Source organism: Streptomyces sp. NPDC127119 (assembly GCF_042677425.1).
In the GTDB taxonomy this organism is placed as follows: Bacteria; Actinomycetota; Actinomycetes; order Streptomycetales; family Streptomycetaceae; genus Streptomyces.
In genome coordinates, this window is sequence record NZ_JBHXTO010000018.1 from 70,483 (window position 1) to 87,513 (window position 17,031).

Sequence of the window (17,031 nt, forward strand, 5' to 3'; positions counted from 1 at the left end):
CGGACTGCGCCGTGCGGGGTGCGTGCGGGACGCGCCCCGGGTCAGTGCTTCTTGGCGCGCAGGGCCGCGAGGTTGTCGTAACTGATCTTGGCCTCGCGCAGCGACTGCGCCGGGTCGGTGGCACTGGGCGAGTTGTCGTCCTCGACCATCGGGTTGTGGTAGTTCCGCTCGCCGACCCGCGAGAAGAACGTGGTGTAGTCGATGACGCCTGTTCCGAAGGGCACCATGTCGTAGCCCATGCCGTTGGTGGTGCTCACGACACCGTCCTTGGCGTGGAACAGCGGGTAGCGCTTGTTGTGCCGGGCGACGAGCCCCGCCGGGTCGAAGACCTTCTCGCGAGTGGAGCCGTCAAGGGCGGTGTAGGTGTGGAACTTGTACTGCGCCACGTGCGCCCAGAAGATGTCCATCTCCAGCCAGACCAGCTTCGGGTCGGTGACCTTCAGGAAGTACTCCAGCTTGCGGATGCCGGAGCTGCGGGTGGGCCGGCCCTGTGCGTCCAGCGGGCCCCCGTCGAGCAGGAAGCCGTACGCCGCGTCGTGGTTGTGCGTGTACAGCTTGATGCCCTCGCGGCGGGCGATCTTGCCCAGCGCGTTCCACTTCTCGGCCGCCACGTCCCAGTCGGCCCGGTAGGAGCTGCCGGTGGGGTCGCCACCGGTGCCCATGTGGTCCATGCCGAGGATGTTGGCGATCTCCAGGTGCTTCTTGAAGGTGTCCAGGTCGGCGCTGGTCAGCGGCCAGGAGGGCGGTATGAAGCCGTGGTTGCCCTGGGCGCGCAGCCCGTACTCGTCGAGCCAGGAGCGGAGCAGCCTGGCGCCCGCGACGGACTCCAGGCTGGCACCGCCCGGCGCGTTGGCGTGCTGGTTGTAACCGGCGAACTCCACCTGGCGGTACCCGTGACGGGCCAGTTGCTTGAACACCTCGCGGAAGCCGGAGGGCAGGTCCGAGGCGAGCGGGTCGCGGGCCGTGGCGTCACGGACGGTGTAGAGGATGATGCCGCGCTTGCCCGCCGGGACGAGGACGTGCCCGCGGCCGTGACCGTGGTCATGGCCGTGGCCGTGGCCTCTGCCCCGGTCCTGGGCCAGGGCGGGTGAGGCTCCCAGCACCGGGGCGGCGACCGCCCCGGCGGCGACGGCGGTGCAGGTGCTGAGGAAGCGGCGGCGGTGGACGCCGAGCGTGCGACGCAGGGCGTCGCCGGATCCGGATTCGTCGTTGAACGCGGTCACGGTGTCTCTCTTTCGGTTGGTGCACGACCGTGTACGGCCGTGTGCGGGATCGGCGTCCGGCTGGGACGGTAAGCCTCTGGCCAGGGAAAATGGCGAGGGACAGGAGAGTTATCCACAGGCCGGGCACGATGTCGGTGCCGTGTGTTTCACTTTTCGTGTTCGCCCGTCCGGTCGTTCCCGGGTGCTGTCACCCGAGGCCGGCCAGATCGAGCAGCAGGGATTTCACATCGGTGGCCGCGACGCGGTCGCCGACAGCGCGGGGGGTGGAGCAGATGATGAGCGGACCTTCGTCGTCGCTCAGGGGGAGGCGGCCGTGGCTGCCTCGAATAGGTGAGGGATCGAGGGGCACGACCGCCATGCGGTAGCGCATGCCGAGCTTCTTGCGGGCCAGCGCGCCCGCGGCCTTGACCTTGACGTACGGGTCGAGCGGATCCATGAAGAGCTCGACCGGGTCGTAGCCGGGTTTGCGATGGATCTCGACGAGCTGCGCGAAGTCGGGCGCGCGGGCGTCGTCGAGCCAGTAGTAGTACGTGAACCAGGCGTCCGGCTCCGCGACGGCGACCAGCTCGCCGGAGCGGGGATGGTCGAGATGGTGGGTCTTCTTGCCCTCGTCGTCCAGGAGTTGCTCGATGCCGGGCAGGTCGGCGAGCGCCGCCTTGGTGGCTTCCATGTCCTCGGGGCGGCGCACATAGACATGGGCGATCTGGTGGTCGGCGACGGCGAAGGCCCGTGAGGTCATCGGGTCGAGGTACTCCATGCCGTCCTGGGTGTGCACCTCAAGGAGTCCGGCGCGGCGCAGCGCGCGGTTGATGTCGACGGGGCGGTCCGCGCGGGTGATGCCGTACTCGGACAGGGCGACGACGGTACGGCCCTCCGCGCGGGCGTCGTCGAGCAGTGGGGCCAGGGCCGCGTCCAGGTCGGCGGCCGCTTTCAGGGAGCGCGGGTCGTCGGGGCCGAAGCGCTGCAGGTCGTAGTCGAGATGAGGGAGGTAACAGAGGGTCAGGTCCGGCCGGCGGGTGGCGATGACGTGACGGGTGGCGTCGATGATCCACTGGCTGGAGACGAGGTCGGCGCCGGGGCCCCAGAAGTGAAAGAGCGGGAACGTGCCGAATTTCTCGGTGAGTTCGTCGTGCAGGGCCGGGGGCCGGGTGTAGCAGTCGGGTTCCTTGCGGCCGTCGGCGTAGTAGACCGGACGGGGGGTGATGGTGATGTCGGTGTCGGCGCCCATGGCGTACCACCAGCAGATGTTGGCGACCGTGTAGTCGGGGTGGACGCGCCGGGCGGCGTCCCAGATCTTGTCCCCGGACACCAGGCCGTTGTGCTGGCGCCACAGCAGGACGTCACCGAGGTCGCGGAAGTACCAGCCGTTGCCGACGATGCCGTGCTCGGAGGGGTGGGTGCCGGTCAGGAACGTGGACTGGGCGGCGCAGGTGACGGCGGGCAGGACGGTCCCGAGGTGGGCCTTGGAGCCGGACTGGGCCAGGGACTTGAGGTGGGGCATGTGATCGAGAAGACGGGGGGTGAGGCCGACTACGTCCAGGACGAGGAGAGGAGTGGGTGAAGACGGGCCGGCGGTGGCGGTGGCGGCCGGCTCGATCAGGGGCTCGGCTGCCTCCGCGGCCGGCGTCGCGGTCTGCGTCGCGGTCTGCGTCGCGGTCGAGGCCTCGGTCCCGGTCTCGGTCACGGCCCCGGTCTCGGCCGGGGATTCGGGGATGCTCACGGCAGCTCCTTCAGGCCGAGGTCCGTCAACAGGTCTCGGGCGAGCATGAGTTCGGCGGCGATGCCGTCGGCGAGCTGGGCCCGTGCCCGGGGGCGCAGTTCCGGCGGGAGCGCCTGCCAGGTGTAGGTCTCGACCTCAAGGTGGTGGGTGAGCGGCTGCGGGCCGCCGACCAGCCGGGTCAGCGTGTCCTTGAGTACGGGCAGCGTGGAGGTGAGGGGCGCGGCGGGAGCCGCGTGCAGCGGCACGTGGAAGTGGGCGCGCCACGGGGAGGCGTCGGGCAGCGCGTCCTCCTTGATGGCCTCGCCGAGGTCGTCGGTGCCGCGGAGCCCGGCGGCGGTGAGGGTGCGGGTCTGGTGCAGGAAGCGGGGTTCGTCGAAGGCGGCGAGTGCCTCGCGGACTTCGGGGAGGTGGGGCTGTTCGGCGTGCAGGGCGGCCGACAGCTGGGACTTGACGACAGGGACGCCGGCGGCAGCCAGCCGGTCCAGGGCGGTGTGCGGATCTTCGAAGGAGGTGGCGAGATGGCAGGTGTCGACGCAGATACCGATGCGGTCGCGGCCGATGGCGGCGAGCGCGGCGATGGCGTCGGCCGTGGTCTCGACGGTGCAGCCGGGTTCCGGTTCCAGGCCGATGCGGATGGAGCGGCCGGTCAGCTCCTCCAGTGCGTCGAGGCGTTCGGCGAGCGTGCGCAGGGCCGTGTGGGCCAGGGCGGCGCGGTCGTCGTCGTACACGCTGCGCCAGGCGAGCGGCAGGGTGGAGATGGTGCCCTCGGTGACGTCGTCGGGGAGGAGTCCGGCGAGCAGGCGGGCGAGGGCCGTCGTGTGGTCGAGGCGTTCGGGGTCGGCCCAGTCCGGCTTGTAGACGCGGTACTTGACCTCCTCGGCACCGAAGCCCTCATAGGGGAAGCCGTTGAGGGTGACGACTTCGAGGCCTCGGCTGTCGAGTTCCGCGCGCAGGCCGCGCAGGGCGGACGGGTCGGTGACGAGGGCGCGGGCGGCGTCCTTGGCGAGCCACAGGCCGATGCCGAGCCGGTCGCGGCCGAGCCGCTTGCGCACGGGTTCGCAGTGGTCGCGGAGCTGGGCGCGGACCCCGGCGAGGGTTTCCGCGGGGTGGACGTTGGTGCAGTAGGCGAGGTGGACGGTGGAGCCGTCGGGGTGGCGGAAGCGCATCGGTCACGCCTCCGTGGTCGCGGGCTCGGTCCTGGTTCCGGTCCCGGTCCCGGTCGGGGTCTCCGGGGTGGTTTTCGGGACTCCTCGGAGGATGGAGTTGCCCTCGTGGGTGGCGTCCGTGCCGGCGATGTCGAGGTCGAGGCGCCCGCTGAGGCCGTAGAAGGCGACGGGGTTGCGCCACAGCACCTGGTCGACGGCGTCCTCGGTGAACCCGGCCTTCAGCAGGGCGTCGGCGACCTTGCGGGGTTTCAGGGGATCGCTCTTGCCCCAGTCGGCGGCGGAGTTGACCAGCACCTTCTCCGGTCCGTACTCCTGCAGGACCGCGACCATCCGCTCCTCGTCCATCTTGGTGTCCGGATAGACCGAGAAGCCGAGCCAGCAGCCGCCGTCCTTGGCCTCCTTGACCGTCGTCTCGTTGAGGTGGTCGATCAGGACGTGGTCCATGGGCAGTGCGGACTCCCGGACCACGTCGAGGGTGCGGCGCAGACCCGCCAGCTTGTCGCGGTGGGGCGTGTGGACCAGCGCGGGCAGCGCGTACTCGGCGGCGAGCTGGAGCTGTGCGGCCAGCGCGGTGTCCTCGGCGGGTGTCATCGAGTCGTAGCCGATCTCGCCGACGGCCACCACGTGGTCCTTGACGAGATACCGGGGCAGCTCGTCGAGGACGGGCACGCAGCGCGGGTCGTTGGCCTCCTTGGGGTTCAGGGCGATGGTGCAGTGGTGGGCGATGCCGTACTGGGCCGCCCGGAAGGGCTCCCAGCCGAGGAGGGCGTCGAAGTAGTCGAAGAAGGAGGCGGGTGAGGTGCGTGGCTGCCCCAGCCAGAAGGCGGGTTCGACGACGGCACGGACGCCGGCGTCGTGCATGGCCTCGTAGTCGTCGGTGGTCCGTGACGTCATGTGGATGTGGGGGTCGAAGATGCGCATCAGGACTCCTTGCCTTCGGTGCCGCGCACGCCGTCGGGGGTGGTCGGGTCCCCCGGTGCGTCGGTTCCGGTGGGGGTGGCCGGGTGCCCGGTGAGGGCCAGGACGCGGTGCAGGTCGTGGGGGACGGGGCGGTCGGCGGCGGTGCGTTCGGCGGCGTAGTCGCCGAGCATGCGGGCGAGTTCGGCGTCGTCGCGGGCCCGGTCGGGGAGGTCGGCGACGGCGTCCACGGGCACCCCGGTGAACAGGCACTTCAGGACGGCGTGCCGCCAGTTGTGGGCGTCCAGGTGCCGGGCGGCGTACGGGCCGACGGCCGCGGCCACCAGCCGGGTGTCGTTGGTGCGCAGGGCGTCCTCGACGACCGGCAGGCCCTCGGGTCCGGTCACCAGGTGGGGCAGGGCCTCCAGGACGGCCCGGCGTTCGTCGGCGGTGCCCTGGCGGTAGACGCGGGCGAGAGTGGGGGCGTCGGCCCGGGCCGCGTACAGGAGGAGTACGCGGGCCGCCTCCGCGTACTCGGGTCCGCAGCGCCGGCCCGCCTCGGCGATGCGCAACTCCCACACGGAGATGGGGCCGTCGGTGCCCGGGTGGGCGGCAGCCTCGTCGAGGGCCTGGTCGAGCCAGGCCCGGGCGGCGCCGCCGAGGACGGAGTTCAGGCGGGCGTGCAGCGTGGTGAGGGCGGGCGGGGTCTCCGCCGGGAAGGGGGTGCGGGCGGCGCCGGGGGCGTCGTGGAGGTCGTTCACGAGGTTCTCCCTTCAAGGACGCCTTCGGCGGCCGGCCGGGGGTGGTCAGGAGCGCCCCGGGGGACGAAGGACGAGGCCGCGTGCCGGAGGAACGGGAGGGACTGCTGGGCGAATTGAGGGCCGGCGTGGGAGTGGCGGGGCAGTTCGACGGAGACCAGGCCCTGGTAGCCCACGGCGGTGAGGGCTTCGAGTACGGGCGGGAAGTCGATCTCGCCGTCGCCGAAAGGGAGGTGTTCGTGGACGCCGCGGCGCATGTCCTCGATCTGGACGTGCTTCAGCCAGGGCGCGGCGGCGTGTACGCAGTCGGCGGGTGACTGCGGTTCGAGGCACTGGCAGTGGCCGATGTCGAGGGTGAGTCCGAGGGCGTCGGGGCTGCCGAGTGTGGTGCGCAGACGGTGGAAGTCGTCGAGGGTGGCGAGGAGGTGACCGGGTTCGGGTTCGACGGCCAGGGGGATTCCGGCGTCGGTGGCCACGTCGAGGACGGGGGTGAGTGCTTCGGCGAGACGCTTCCAGGCGGTGTCCTCGGCGACCGCTCCGGACTCCTCCTTCGGGAGGACGCCGCTGAAACAGTGCACCGCGTGGGCACCGAGGTCGCCCGCGATCCGGACGGCGCGGACGAGGAGGTCGACGCGCCGGGCCCGCTCGTCCGGGTCCGGGTCGAGCAGGGACGGGCCGTGCTTGCGCCTGGGGTCGAGCACGTAGCGGGCGCCGGTCTCCAGGGTGACGCCCAGGCCCAGTTCGTCCAGCCTGCGGGCGATCCCCTGGGTGCGGGCGGCGAGGCCGGGAGCGAACGGGTCGAGGTGCATGTGGTCGAGGGTCAGCCCCACGCCGTCGTAGCCGAGGTCGGCGAGGAGGGAGAGGGCGTCGTCAAGGCGGAGGTCGGTCAGACCGTTGGTGCCGTAGGAGAAGCGGAGGGGGTGGGGGGTCGGCCGGGCGGCGGGGGCAGGGCTCGACAGCGGGCTCGGGGGAGAGCTGGGCGGAGGGGTCATGTCACGCTCACCTTTCGGCTGAACCTGCGGGCGGCCGGGGCGAGGGCTGCCGTCAGCAGGGCCGTGACGGGGGCTCCTGAGCGGGCGGCGAGGGCCGCCTGGAGCGGGATCATGGCGCGGATTCCACCGCCGACGGCTCTCTGTGTCAGTGGGGGTGACGGGTTGAGGGCGGCATGGAGGAGGGGGCGGGCGGAGGTCACGGCGTAGAGGGTGGTGAGTGCTCCGCTCAGGGTGGCGATGTTCAGGGTGATTCCCCTGGACCGGGGAGGGGGGTGCCTGAGGCTGGGAACGCCCGGCGGGGCGTGCTCCAGCAGCCGGCCGCCGGCGGTACGGGTGGCGTTCGTACGGACGGCGCTCCTCCGGTCGTCACGCGTCAGGTCGGGGCGCGTGCGGTCGGGGCGTGACAGGTCGGCGCGCGTGCGGTCGGCGCGTGACAGGTCACCGCGGGACAGGTCGGCGTCCGTCCGGTTGTCGCGTGTCAGGGACCAGGTCAGGGCTGTCGTCGTGGCCAGGGCGGTCAGCGGGGCCCAGGCGGAGCCGCCCTGGGTCTCGTGGCGGGAGACCGTGGTGACGGCCAGGGTGTGGGTGGCCAGGGTCAGGGCGGACGGCACCGCCTTGCGGGTGTCGCCGCCCGAGGCCACCCCGCCGAGGAGGAGGTCCAGGCCCCGGGCCGCGGCCATCGCCACGGGGCCGGCGGGCGTGCGTTTGAGGACCAGGTCGTACGACCAGACCGTGGCCGCCAGGGCGCCGGCGACCGCGAGCGGTCGGCGGCCCGCGCGGGACGCGAGGGCCAGGCCCGCCAGGGTCAGGCCCCCGGCCGCCGCGAGGGCGGCGGCCGGCCTCACCCGGCCGGAGGGCAGCGGGCGGTGCGGGCGGTCGACGGCGTCCTCGGCGCGGTCGGCCCAGTCGTTGAGGGCCATACCGGCTTCGTACAGACAGAGGGAGGAACCGATGGCGAGGAGGGTTCGGGGGTTCGGGCGGACCCCTGCGGCGGCGGCGCCCGCGAGCGCGTCGCCGGGGACGGTGAACAGGGCGGGCAGGCGCAGGAGTTCCACCCAGGCACGCAGTCCCGAACCGGCCGGGCGCGGACCAGGCCTTGGCCGCTGCCCCGGTTCCGGCGACTGCCCAGCCGGCCCTGCCTTCGGCGCAGCAGTCGCGGTCGGCTCGGCGTCGGGCTGCCGAGGTGCCCCCGCGACGGCGACGGCGACGGCTTCGGGCCGTCGTGGTGTTCCGGGACCGGAGCCGTTCGGTGTCCCCTGTCGGGCGGGCCACCCGAGCCGCTCCCGCCATCCGGGCACACCCCCGGCCCCGGACGCGCCACGTGCCCCGAACGCTCCGCGCGCCCCGGGCCCACCACTGGCCCCGGGTACCGCACCCCGTCCGGGTCGTATCAGCCCGCGCAGGCCGGTCATCGGGGCTCCCCGGCTGTCCCTTGCGGGGTCGTGCCGTCCGGGTTCGCGTGGTCCGCCGCGGGAACCCCCTGCCCCGGCGGTTGCGCGAGTTCGCGCAGGCGGTCGGCGAAGCCGATGAGGTGGGCGTACTGCTCGCCCAGGGGCGCGGGGCCCTCCCCCACCGGGTCCTTGAAGTAGAAGCCGAGTTCGGCGACCGGGCCCGAGACGCCCAGCTCGTGGGCGCGGGCGACCAGGCGGGCCAGGTCCAGGATCAGGGGGGCGGCGAGGGAGGAGTCGCAGCCCTGCCAGGTCGTCTGGAGGACCATCCGGGTGCCGAGGAAGCCGTCGAAGGCGATGTGGTCCCAGGCGGTCTTCCAGTCGCCGAGGGACGGTACGTCGTCGATATGGGTCTCGCCCTCGGGGACCGTGCCGAGGGTGTCGGCGAGGACGCGTTCCTTGCCGGCGTTCTTGGCGGCTGCGGCGGCCGGGTCGGCGAGGGCCGCGCCGTCACCGCCGCCCAGCAGGTTCGTACCGGACCAGGCGCGGACGGCCAGCGCGCGCTGCGCGAACATCGGGCCGAGGACCGACCGCAGCAGGGTCTGGCCGGTCTTGCCGTCGCGGCCGGCGTACGGCAGTCCGGACGAGGCCGCCGCCGGTGCGAGGCGCGGGTGGTGCAGGCCCGCGGACGGTGTGAAGTTGACGTACGGGCAGCCGGCCCGCAGTGCGGCGGCGGCGTACAGGGAGCTGGCGGGGAGGGCGTCGCCCTCGGGGACGGGTTCCGTGGAGGACACGTTGACGACGACGGTTCTGGCGACGCCGCTCCGGTGGGCGAAGTCGCGGATGTCCTGGGCGAGGGCCTCGATCAGTTCGTCCTCGGTCCGGGTGTCGCCGGGGAGCGGGCCGCCGATCCGGATCTCCCGGTCGGCGGCGGCCAGTTCGGCCCCGACGGCGGACGGGAGGTCGTGGGGCAGGACACCGCCGGCGGCGAGGGACTCGGCCCGTTTCGGGAGTGGGCAGTCGACGACGTCGTGGCCGCCGAAGACGAGCGAGGGCAGGGAGGGCAGGCCGGCCTCGTGGAAGGCGCCGGTCTCGGTCACCATGCCGGTCGGTGGATGGAGCCCGGCCGTGACGGCCGCGCAGCCCGCGACGGCGGTCGTGGCGACGGAGCCTCGCGCTCCGATCAGCCACACTCCGACCCGAGAAGGGGAAACAGACGGTTCGGCGGACATGGGCAGCCTCCCTCTCAAACGCGAACTCGGCGCGAACGCAACGCGGAAAAGCCGGTGCCGGAGGGTGGAGGTGGAGAGGTCAAGACGGCGGGCGGGGGTCCGGCGTCCCCCGCCCGCCGCCGCTCAATCGCCCTGTGCGGCGGTTCGCACCGATCGCACCGGCAGTTGCTTGATCCGGACGTCGCGGAAGGACACCCGGTCGTCGGCACCGTGGTTCTGGATGCCGACATGACCGTCCCGCAGGCTCCGCGCCGGATCGGTGTTGGTGTAGTCGTTGATCTTCACGCCGTTGAGCCAGACGCGGAGTCGTTCGCCCTCCACGCGGATCTCGTACGTGTTCCACTCCCCCGGCGGGTTCAGCGCACGGTCGCGCTTCTTGATGTCGGCGGACTGGAAGCTGTACACGGCCCCGGTGGTGCGGTCGGGGGCGTCGGTCGCGTCGATCTGGATCTCGTACCCGTTGTCGACGGCCGACCACGGGTCGTCGGAGGCCGGGAAGCCCACGAAGACACCGGAGTTGTCGTCACCGGAGGCACTCGCCATCCTCCAGTCGAGTTTCAGCGAGTACGAGGTGAACTCCGAGGCGCCGTACCAGAGCATGCCCAGGCCGCCGGACGACGTGAGTGTCCCGTCGTCCGAGAGCGAGAACGCACCCGGTCCCGCCTGCTTCCAGTCGGCCAGCGACTCGGCACTTCCGTCGAAGAGGGGCGTGTAGCCCTTCTCCGGACGGCAGTCGGCCTGGGTGTCGCCGACGGCCCAGCGGATGCCGCCCAGCAGATGCTGCCGGAAGGCGGGATCGGCGTACGACTCCTTGGTGTGGCCGCTGCCCGTGTAGAAGGAACGGCCGCCCCGGTACTCCTGGCACCAGGCGATCGGATGGTCGCCGCTCATCGTGCCGCCGGTGTACGACGACTCGTCGAGCGAGGCCAGTACATGGGCCCGGTCGCGCGGGTTGGAGCGGTAGTTGTACCACTCGTCCGTGCGGTTCCAGGACTCCCCGAGGTGCGCGGTGGCCGGGTGGGCCCGGTCCTCGACCTCGACGCGGGCGGGCTGGATCGCCGGGTGCGACTGGAACCAGGCGCCGGCGAGGCCGCCGTAGAACTCCCAGTCGTACTCGGTGTCGGCGGCGGCGTGGATGCCCACGTAACCGCCGCCCTGCCCGATGTACCGCTCGAACGCCTTCTGCTGTCCGTCGGTGAGGACGTCCCCGGTCGTGGAGAGGAACACCACGGCGTCGTACCGGGCGAGGTTTCGCGCGGAGAAGGCGCGCGAGTCCTCGGTGGCGTCGACCGCGAAGCCGTGTTCGGCTCCGAGGGCCTTCACCGCGGCGATGCCCTCGGGGATGGAGTCGTGCCGGAAGCCGGCGGTCTCGGAGAACACCAGGACCCGGTCGTCGGCCGCGTGCCCCTTCGGCCCGTCCGGTCCCTTCGACTCCGCCGGGCCCGACACACACCCGATGAGCAGGGCGGCGCCGGCCACCGCGGTCACGGTACGGCCAGTTGCTCGCATGAAAGACCTCCCTCAGCGAATCAGCGGATCGGCGGTCAGCGGGTCGTGAAGGTGAAGTCGTCCACGTCGTACAGGGCCCCGGTGCCGCGTCCCTTGAAGACGAGGTAGAGCGTGGTCGTGCCGCGCGGTGCCTTGGACAGGGAGGCGGTGACGTCCTGGAAGGTCTCCCAGCCGCCGGTCACCGGGACGGTCGCGCTGCCCAGGAGGCGTCCGGTGGGCGAGCCCGCGCGGACTTCGAGCTTGCCGCCCGTGCCAGCGGAGGAGACGCGTGCCGTGAGCTTCGTGGCGTTGCTCAGGACGTACGGCTCGAAGGAGATCCAGTCCTTGTTGTTGATGTCGCCGACGGTCTTGCCGCCGTGTGCGCCGGTCCTGGCCGTGACGGTCACGCCCTGGGACGTGCCGAAGTGCTCGGCCTGGCGGTGCTTGGGCTGGACGACGGACTGGTCGTGGGTGGTGAGCGCCTGCTGGCCGCCGCCTCCGCCGTCGGTGTACTCCGCGTCGAAGACACCGAAGATGTTGGCGTCCTCGTCGTGGCCGCCGTCGGCGCTGGTCTGGATGGTGCCGGAGCAGCCGTTCGCCGAGGTCACGGGGTGGCCGTGGCTGTCGTGGCCGAGGACGAAGGTGACCTTCACCTTGGCGCAGTCGATGGTGCCGTCCTCCGGGTCGGTCACCTTCACCTTGAAGGGCACCGCGTCACCGAAGGCGAACAGCTGGCCGTCCTGGGGGAGTTGGAGCGTCACCTTGGGCGCGGTGTTGCCGACGACGATCTGCACGCTGGAGCTGCCGGTGCGGCCGTCGGGGTCCTTCGCCGTCAGGGTCGCGGTGTAGGTGCCGTTCGTCTTGTACTTGTACGTCGGGTTCGCCGACGTCGACGTGCCGCCGTCGCCGAAGTCCCAGCTGTACGTGAGGGTGTCGCCGTCGGCGTCCGTGGAGCCGGCCGAGGAGAACGTGACCTTCAAAGGCGCCTGTCCGGACTGCTTGTCGGCCGTGGCCTGGGCGACGGGCGAGTGGCCGTCGGTGGCGTTCTCGATGCGGTACAGGGCGGAGTTCTCGTCGCCGCCGAACCAGGACACGCCGTAGTCGAGGACGTAGAGCGCGCCGTCCGGGCCGAAGGCCATGTCCATGACCTGGGTGCCGGTCCACGGCACGTCGTTGATGGACTGCACGGTGCCGTCGCCGTCCGAGGAGATCCGCTTGATCCAGCGGCGGCCGAACTCACCGGCGAAGAAGTCGCCGTCGTACGCCTCGGGGAACTTGACCGGCGAGTCGAGCGAGGGGTCGAAGTGGTAGACCGGTCCGCCCATCGGGGACTCGGAGCCGGTGCCGAACTCGGGCACGGAACCGCCGTCGTAGGGGATCCAGGCGGCCTGGGCCGGCGGCAGGTCGGTGAGACCGGTGTTGTTCGGCGAGGTGTTCTTGGGCGCGGCGCAGTCGAAGGCGGCGCCCGAGGTCTTCGTGGCGAAGTCGTAGTCGACGTAGGCGTCGTTGTCGCCGGTGCAGTACGGCCAGCCGAAGTTGCCGGGCTCGGTCACGCGGGCGAACTCGACCTGTCCTGCGGGGCCGCGCGCGGGGTCCGCCGCGCCGGCGTCCGGGCCGTAGTCACCGACGTAGAGGATGCCGGTCTTCTTGTCGACGCTGAAGCGGAACGGGTTGCGGAAGCCCATCGCGTAGATCTCGGGCCGCGTCTTGTCCGTGCCGGGCGCGAAGAGGTTGCCGTCGGGGATGCCGTACGAGCCGTCGGCGTTCACCTTGACGCGCAGGATCTTGCCGCGCAGGTCGTTGGTGTTGCCGGAGGTGCGCTGGGCGTCGAAGACGGGGTTGCGGTCGGCGCGCTCGTCGATGGGCGCGTAGCCGTCCGACTGGAACGGGTTGGAGTCGTCGCCGGTCGACAGGTAGAGGTTGCCGTCCGCGTCGAAGTCGATGTCGCCGCCGACGTGGCAGCAGATGCCGCGGGTCGCGGGGACGTCGAGGACCTTCTTCTCGCTGGCCTTGTCGAGGGTGCCGTCGGCGTTCAGGACGAAGCGCGAGAGGCGGTTGACGCCGTCGAAGGGCGCGAAGTCGGCCGCGGTGCCCGTCTCGGGGGCGTCGCCCGCCGGGGTGTCGAGCGGCGGGGCGTAGTAGAGGTAGATGAAGCGGTTGTCGGCGAAGCCGGGGTCGATGCCGACGCCCTGCAGGCCTTCCTCGTCGTGCGAGTAGACGTCGAGCTTGCCGGCCAGGCGGGTGTTGCCCGCGCTGTCGGTGATCCGCAGCTCGCCGTCGCGCGAGGTGTGCAGCACCGAGCGGTCCGGGAGGACGGCCAGCGACATGGGCTCGCCGGTCTCGGGCTCGCCCTTGGCGAGGGTGACCTGCTGGAAGTCTTCCGCGGCGACCGGCGCGGCGGGCGCCGCGCCCGGGTCCGCGGTGGCCGCGCCCGCCGGTGGTGTGGCGAGGGTGAGTGAGGCTCCGGCGAGGAGTGCGCCGGTGAGCAGGGCCAGCGCCTTGCGGACCCGTATCTTCGGGCGGCCTCGGCGACTGTCGGAGCCATGACTGTCGGCTCTGTGACTGTCGGCTCTGTGGCTGTCAGTTCTATCGGTGCTGGTGGGGTCGTTCGCGTGCACGGGTGCCTCCAGAATGGGGCTGGTGGTACATGCGGGTGCGATACGCCGGGGTGCGCCGTCACCCCGGAGAGAACTCTGCGAGGGGGGTGGCTAGTCGTTGCCGCCGAATGCCGCGTCGAAGGACGCGGTGGGCGGGTCGAAGTCGAAGGCCTTCAGGCGGGTGAGTGCCTCGGGTGCGCCCTGGAGGCGGTCCATGCCCGCGTCCTCCCACTCGACCGAGATCGGTCCCGTGTAGTCGATGGAGCGCAGCATCCGGAACACGTCCTCCCACGGCACGTCGCCGTGGCCCGCGGACACGAAGTCCCAGCCGCGGCGGGGATCGCCCCACGGGAGGTGCGAGCCGAGGCGGCCGTTGCGGCCGTCGAGGCGCTTGCGCGCCTCCTTGCAGTCGACGTGGTAGATCCGGTCGCGGAAGTCGTAGAGGAAGCCGACCGGGTCGAGGTCCTGCCAGACGAAGTGCGACGGGTCGAAGTTCAGCCCGAAGGCCGGCCGGTGGTCGACCGCCTTGAGCGCCTCCTTGGTCGTCCAGTAGTCGTACGCGATCTCGCTGGGGTGGACCTCGTGGGCGAACCGCACGCCCTCGTTGTCGAAGACGTCGAGGATGGGGTTCCAGCGGTCGGCGAAGTCCTCGTAGCCGCGCTGGATCATCGACTCGGGGGCCGGCGGGAACATCGCGACCAGGTGCCAGATCGCGGAGCCGGTGAAGCCGATGACGGTGTCGACGCCGAAGGCCGCGGCGGCCCGCGCGGTGTCGGCGATCTCGGCCGCCGCCCGCTGCCGTACGCCCTCGGCCTCGCCGTCGCCCCAGATGCGGGCGGGCAGGATCGCCTGGTGGCGTTCGTCGATGATGGCGTCGCAGACGGCCTGGCCGACCAGGTGGTTGGAGATGGCCCAGCACTTGAGGCCGTACTTGTCGAGCAGTTCCCGCCGCGAGTCCAGGTATCCGGGGTCCGCGAGGGCCTTGTCGACCTCGAAGTGGTCGCCCCAGCAGGCGAGTTCGAGGCCGTCGTAGCCGAAGTCGCGGGCGAGGCGGCAGACCTCTTCGAGCGGCAGGTCGGCCCACTGGCCGGTGAAGAGCGTGAAGGTGCGCGGCATCGGGACTTGCCCTCCTCAGCTGGCTATGGGGGTGAAGACGGAGTTCTTCTCGGCGCTCTCCTCGACCGCCGCGAGCACGCGCTGCACCTGCAGCCCGTCGGCGAAGGACGGCAGTGGCCGGCCGCCCTCCGCGATCGCGTGGACCAGGTCGCGGGCCTGGTGCACGAAGGTGTGCTCGTAGCCCAGCCCGTGGCCCGGCGGCCACCAGGCCTCCAGGTACGGGTGGTCGGGTTCGGTGACGAGGATGCGGCGGAAGCCCGCGTGCGTGGCGGGCTCCGTGCCGTCGTGGTACGAGAGCTCGTTGAGGCGCTCCAGGTCGAAGGCCAACGAGCCCTTCTCGCCGTTGAGTTCGATGCGCAGGGAGTTCTTGCGGCCGGTCGCGAACCGGGTGGCCTCGAAGGACGCGAGGGCTCCGGAGGCGAACCGTCCGGTGAACAGGGCGGCGTCGTCGACCGTGACGGGCCCGAGTTCGCCCCCGCCGGCCGCCGAGAGGCCTCTGGACGCCCCGGAGAGCAGGGGCCGCTCCCGTACGAACGTCTCGGTGAGCGCGGACACCCCGATCACCGGCTCGCCCGCCAGGTACTGCGCGAGGTCGACGATGTGGGCGCCCAGGTCGCCGAGCGCGCCCGAACCCGCGGTCTCCTTGCGCAGCCGCCAGGTCAGCGGGAACTCCCGGTCCACCAGCCAGTCCTGAAGGTACGTCACCCGTACGTGCCGCAGTGCGCCGATGCGGCCCTCGGCGACCATCTTCCTGGCCAGCGCCGTCGCGGGCACCCGGCGGTAGTTGAAGCCGACCATCGCGACCTGGCCGCGCGCCTCGGCGGCCTCGGCGGCCGCGGTCATCGCCTCGGCCTCCTCGACCGTGTTGGCGAGGGGCTTCTCGCACAGCACGTGCTTGCCCGCGGCGAGCGCGGCGATGGCGATCTCGGCGTGGCTGTCGCCGGGGGTGCAGACGTCCACGAGGTCGACGTCGTCGCGGGCGATCAGGGCGCGCCAGTCGGTCTCGGCGGCGGCCCAGCCGAGCCGGTCGGCCGCCGTTCTCACGGCTGTCGCGTCACGGCCGCAGACGGCGGCGAGGACGGGTCGGAGCGGTAGCTCGAAGACGCGGTCCGCGGTGCGCCAGCCCTGGGAGTGGGCGGCGCCCATGAACGCGTATCCGACCATGCCGACGCCCAGCGGGGGTCTGCCCGTCTGTGCCCCGGCTTGCGCCCCGGCCTGTTCCTCGTCAGGCTGCTGCGGCTGTCCCATCGGGAGGTCCTCCTCTTCGTCATGGCGCGGTGGGGGTGTACGGAGCGCTCCGCGGGTTACGGCGGGTGGGGACCTGCGGGTTCGTCATGGCAGGTCGCGCAGTTCCCCGCGCCCCTCAAGGGCGCCCCTGGCGGGCGCCCTCGACGAGGCCAGGCTCTACTTGAACCCCGTGGGCAGGTACGTCTTGACGTTCTCCTTGTCCACGACCGCCGAGTAGAGCGTCAGGGACGAGGGGATCTCGAACTCCGCGAGGCCGCTGATGCCCTTGCCCTGGCCGAGCGCGCGGGCGAGGTCGATCGCGGACGCGGCCATGGTGGGCGGGTACAGGACGGTGGCCTTGAGGACGCTGTTGTCCGACTCGATGGCCTGCATGGCGGACAGCGCGCCCGCTCCGCCGACCATCAGGAAGTCGTCGCGGCCGGCCTGCTCGATGGCGCGCAGGGCGCCGACGCCCTGGTCGTCGTCGTGGTTCCACAGCGCGTCGAAGCTCGACTGCGCCTGCAGCAGCTGGGACATCTTGGCCTGTCCCGACTCGACGGTGAACTCGGCGGCCTGGCGGGCCACCTTCTTGATGTTCGGGTAGTTCTTGAGGGCCGCGTCGAAGCCGGCCGTGCGCTGCTTGGTGAGTTCCAGGTTGTCGAGTCCGGCCAGCTCGATGACCTTGGCGTTCTTCTTGTCCTTGAGCTTCTCGCCGATGTAGTGACCGGCGTTGAGACCCATGCCGAAGTTGTCGCCGCCGATGTAACAGCGGTATGCCTGCGGGGAGTTGAAGATGCGGTCGAGGTTGACCACCGGGATGCCGGCCCGCATGGCCTTGAGGCCGACCTGGGTGAGGGCCTTGCCGTCGGCGGGCAGGATGACCAGGACGTCGACCTTCTTGTTGATCAGCGTCTCTATCTGGCCGATCTGGGCCGCGGTGTCGTTGGAGCCCTCGGTGATCTCCAGCGTCACGTCCTCGTACTTCTTGGCGCGGCTCTTGGCGTTGTCGTTGATCGCGTTGAGCCAGCCGTGGTCGGCCTGCGGGCCGGCGAAGCCGATGGTGACCTGCTTGCCCTTCTTGTCGTCGGCGGCGGGCTGGTCGTTGGAGGCCGGCTCGTCATCGGAGTCGTTGCTGGTGCAACCGGCGAGGAGGACACCGGCCGAGACGGCGGCGGTGCCGAAGAGCAGTCCTCTGCGGCTCGTGAGCTCTGGCATGGCGGTGGTCCC

General features: G+C 71.7%; 13 protein-coding genes. All 13 read right to left on the bottom strand.

The window, feature by feature from the left end; genetic code table 11:
- Window positions 1-41: 41 nt before the first annotated feature.
- On the bottom strand, window positions 42-1,223 hold the full coding sequence (locus tag ACFVH5_RS11590) for a sugar phosphate isomerase/epimerase family protein (protein ID WP_385833341.1): 1,182 nt from the start codon (window positions 1,221-1,223) through the stop codon (window positions 42-44).
- Window positions 1,224-1,410: 187 nt separating this feature from the next.
- A complete protein-coding gene (locus ACFVH5_RS11595) occupies window positions 1,411-2,820 on the bottom strand; it encodes an alkaline phosphatase family protein (RefSeq protein ID WP_385833368.1) in 1,410 nt (469 codons plus the stop codon).
- Between the two features lie 119 nt (window positions 2,821-2,939).
- Window positions 2,940-4,109: a metabolite traffic protein EboE gene (gene eboE, locus ACFVH5_RS11600; RefSeq protein ID WP_385833342.1), complete on the bottom strand. Its 1,170-nt coding sequence runs from the start codon at window positions 4,107-4,109 to the stop codon at window positions 2,940-2,942.
- A 3-nt stretch (window positions 4,110-4,112) separates the two neighbouring features.
- A complete protein-coding gene (locus tag ACFVH5_RS11605; RefSeq protein WP_385833343.1) occupies window positions 4,113-5,030 on the bottom strand; it encodes a TatD family hydrolase in 918 nt (305 codons plus the stop codon).
- A complete protein-coding gene (locus ACFVH5_RS11610) occupies window positions 5,030-5,767 on the bottom strand; it encodes an EboA domain-containing protein (protein ID WP_385833344.1) in 738 nt (245 codons plus the stop codon). The genes ACFVH5_RS11605 and ACFVH5_RS11610 overlap by 1 nt, the downstream gene beginning before the upstream one ends.
- On the bottom strand, window positions 5,764-6,756 hold the full coding sequence (locus ACFVH5_RS11615; protein WP_385833345.1) for a sugar phosphate isomerase/epimerase family protein: 993 nt from the start codon (window positions 6,754-6,756) through the stop codon (window positions 5,764-5,766). The genes ACFVH5_RS11610 and ACFVH5_RS11615 overlap by 4 nt, the downstream gene beginning before the upstream one ends.
- Window positions 6,753-7,823, bottom strand: a complete 1,071-nt coding sequence (locus ACFVH5_RS11620) for an SCO3242 family prenyltransferase (protein ID WP_385833369.1) — start codon at window positions 7,821-7,823, stop codon at window positions 6,753-6,755. The genes ACFVH5_RS11615 and ACFVH5_RS11620 overlap by 4 nt, the downstream gene beginning before the upstream one ends.
- 341 nt (window positions 7,824-8,164) lie before the next feature.
- Entirely contained in the window at window positions 8,165-9,376 is a 1,212-nt protein-coding gene (locus tag ACFVH5_RS11625; protein ID WP_385833346.1) for an inositol-3-phosphate synthase, read from the bottom strand.
- A 123-nt stretch (window positions 9,377-9,499) separates the two neighbouring features.
- Entirely contained in the window at window positions 9,500-10,885 is a 1,386-nt protein-coding gene (locus ACFVH5_RS11630; RefSeq protein ID WP_385833347.1) for a ThuA domain-containing protein, read from the bottom strand.
- A gap of 35 nt (window positions 10,886-10,920) precedes the next feature.
- Window positions 10,921-13,377, bottom strand: coding sequence for a PQQ-dependent sugar dehydrogenase (locus tag ACFVH5_RS11635; RefSeq protein WP_385833371.1), 2,457 nt, complete (start codon window positions 13,375-13,377; stop codon window positions 10,921-10,923).
- Between the two features lie 195 nt (window positions 13,378-13,572).
- On the bottom strand, window positions 13,573-14,577 hold the full coding sequence (locus ACFVH5_RS11640; protein WP_384804758.1) for a sugar phosphate isomerase/epimerase family protein: 1,005 nt from the start codon (window positions 14,575-14,577) through the stop codon (window positions 13,573-13,575).
- Between the two features lie 15 nt (window positions 14,578-14,592).
- Window positions 14,593-15,825 (bottom strand): Gfo/Idh/MocA family protein, encoded by a 1,233-nt coding sequence (locus ACFVH5_RS11645; protein ID WP_385833349.1) that lies wholly within the window; start codon window positions 15,823-15,825, stop codon window positions 14,593-14,595.
- A 156-nt stretch (window positions 15,826-15,981) separates the two neighbouring features.
- Window positions 15,982-17,019, bottom strand: a complete 1,038-nt coding sequence (locus ACFVH5_RS11650) for a substrate-binding domain-containing protein (RefSeq protein WP_385833350.1) — start codon at window positions 17,017-17,019, stop codon at window positions 15,982-15,984.
- Window positions 17,020-17,031 lie beyond the last annotated feature (12 nt).

Bases quoted from the DNA above. Each gene is read 5' to 3' on its own strand.
- eboE (WP_385833342.1), bottom strand. From the start codon at position 4,109: ATGCGCTTCCGCCACCCCGACGGCTCCACCGTCCACCTCGCCTACTGC.
- ACFVH5_RS11605 (WP_385833343.1), bottom strand. From the start codon at position 5,030: ATGCGCATCTTCGACCCCCACATCCACATGACGTCACGGACCACCGAC.
- ACFVH5_RS11615 (WP_385833345.1), bottom strand. From the start codon at position 6,756: ATGACCCCTCCGCCCAGCTCTCCCCCGAGCCCGCTGTCGAGCCCTGCC.
- ACFVH5_RS11625 (WP_385833346.1), bottom strand. From the start codon at position 9,376: ATGTCCGCCGAACCGTCTGTTTCCCCTTCTCGGGTCGGAGTGTGGCTG.
- ACFVH5_RS11630 (WP_385833347.1), bottom strand. From the start codon at position 10,885: ATGCGAGCAACTGGCCGTACCGTGACCGCGGTGGCCGGCGCCGCCCTG.
- ACFVH5_RS11640 (WP_384804758.1), bottom strand. From the start codon at position 14,577: ATGCCGCGCACCTTCACGCTCTTCACCGGCCAGTGGGCCGACCTGCCG.
- ACFVH5_RS11645 (WP_385833349.1), bottom strand. From the start codon at position 15,825: ATGGGACAGCCGCAGCAGCCTGACGAGGAACAGGCCGGGGCGCAAGCC.
- ACFVH5_RS11650 (WP_385833350.1), bottom strand. From the start codon at position 17,019: ATGCCAGAGCTCACGAGCCGCAGAGGACTGCTCTTCGGCACCGCCGCC.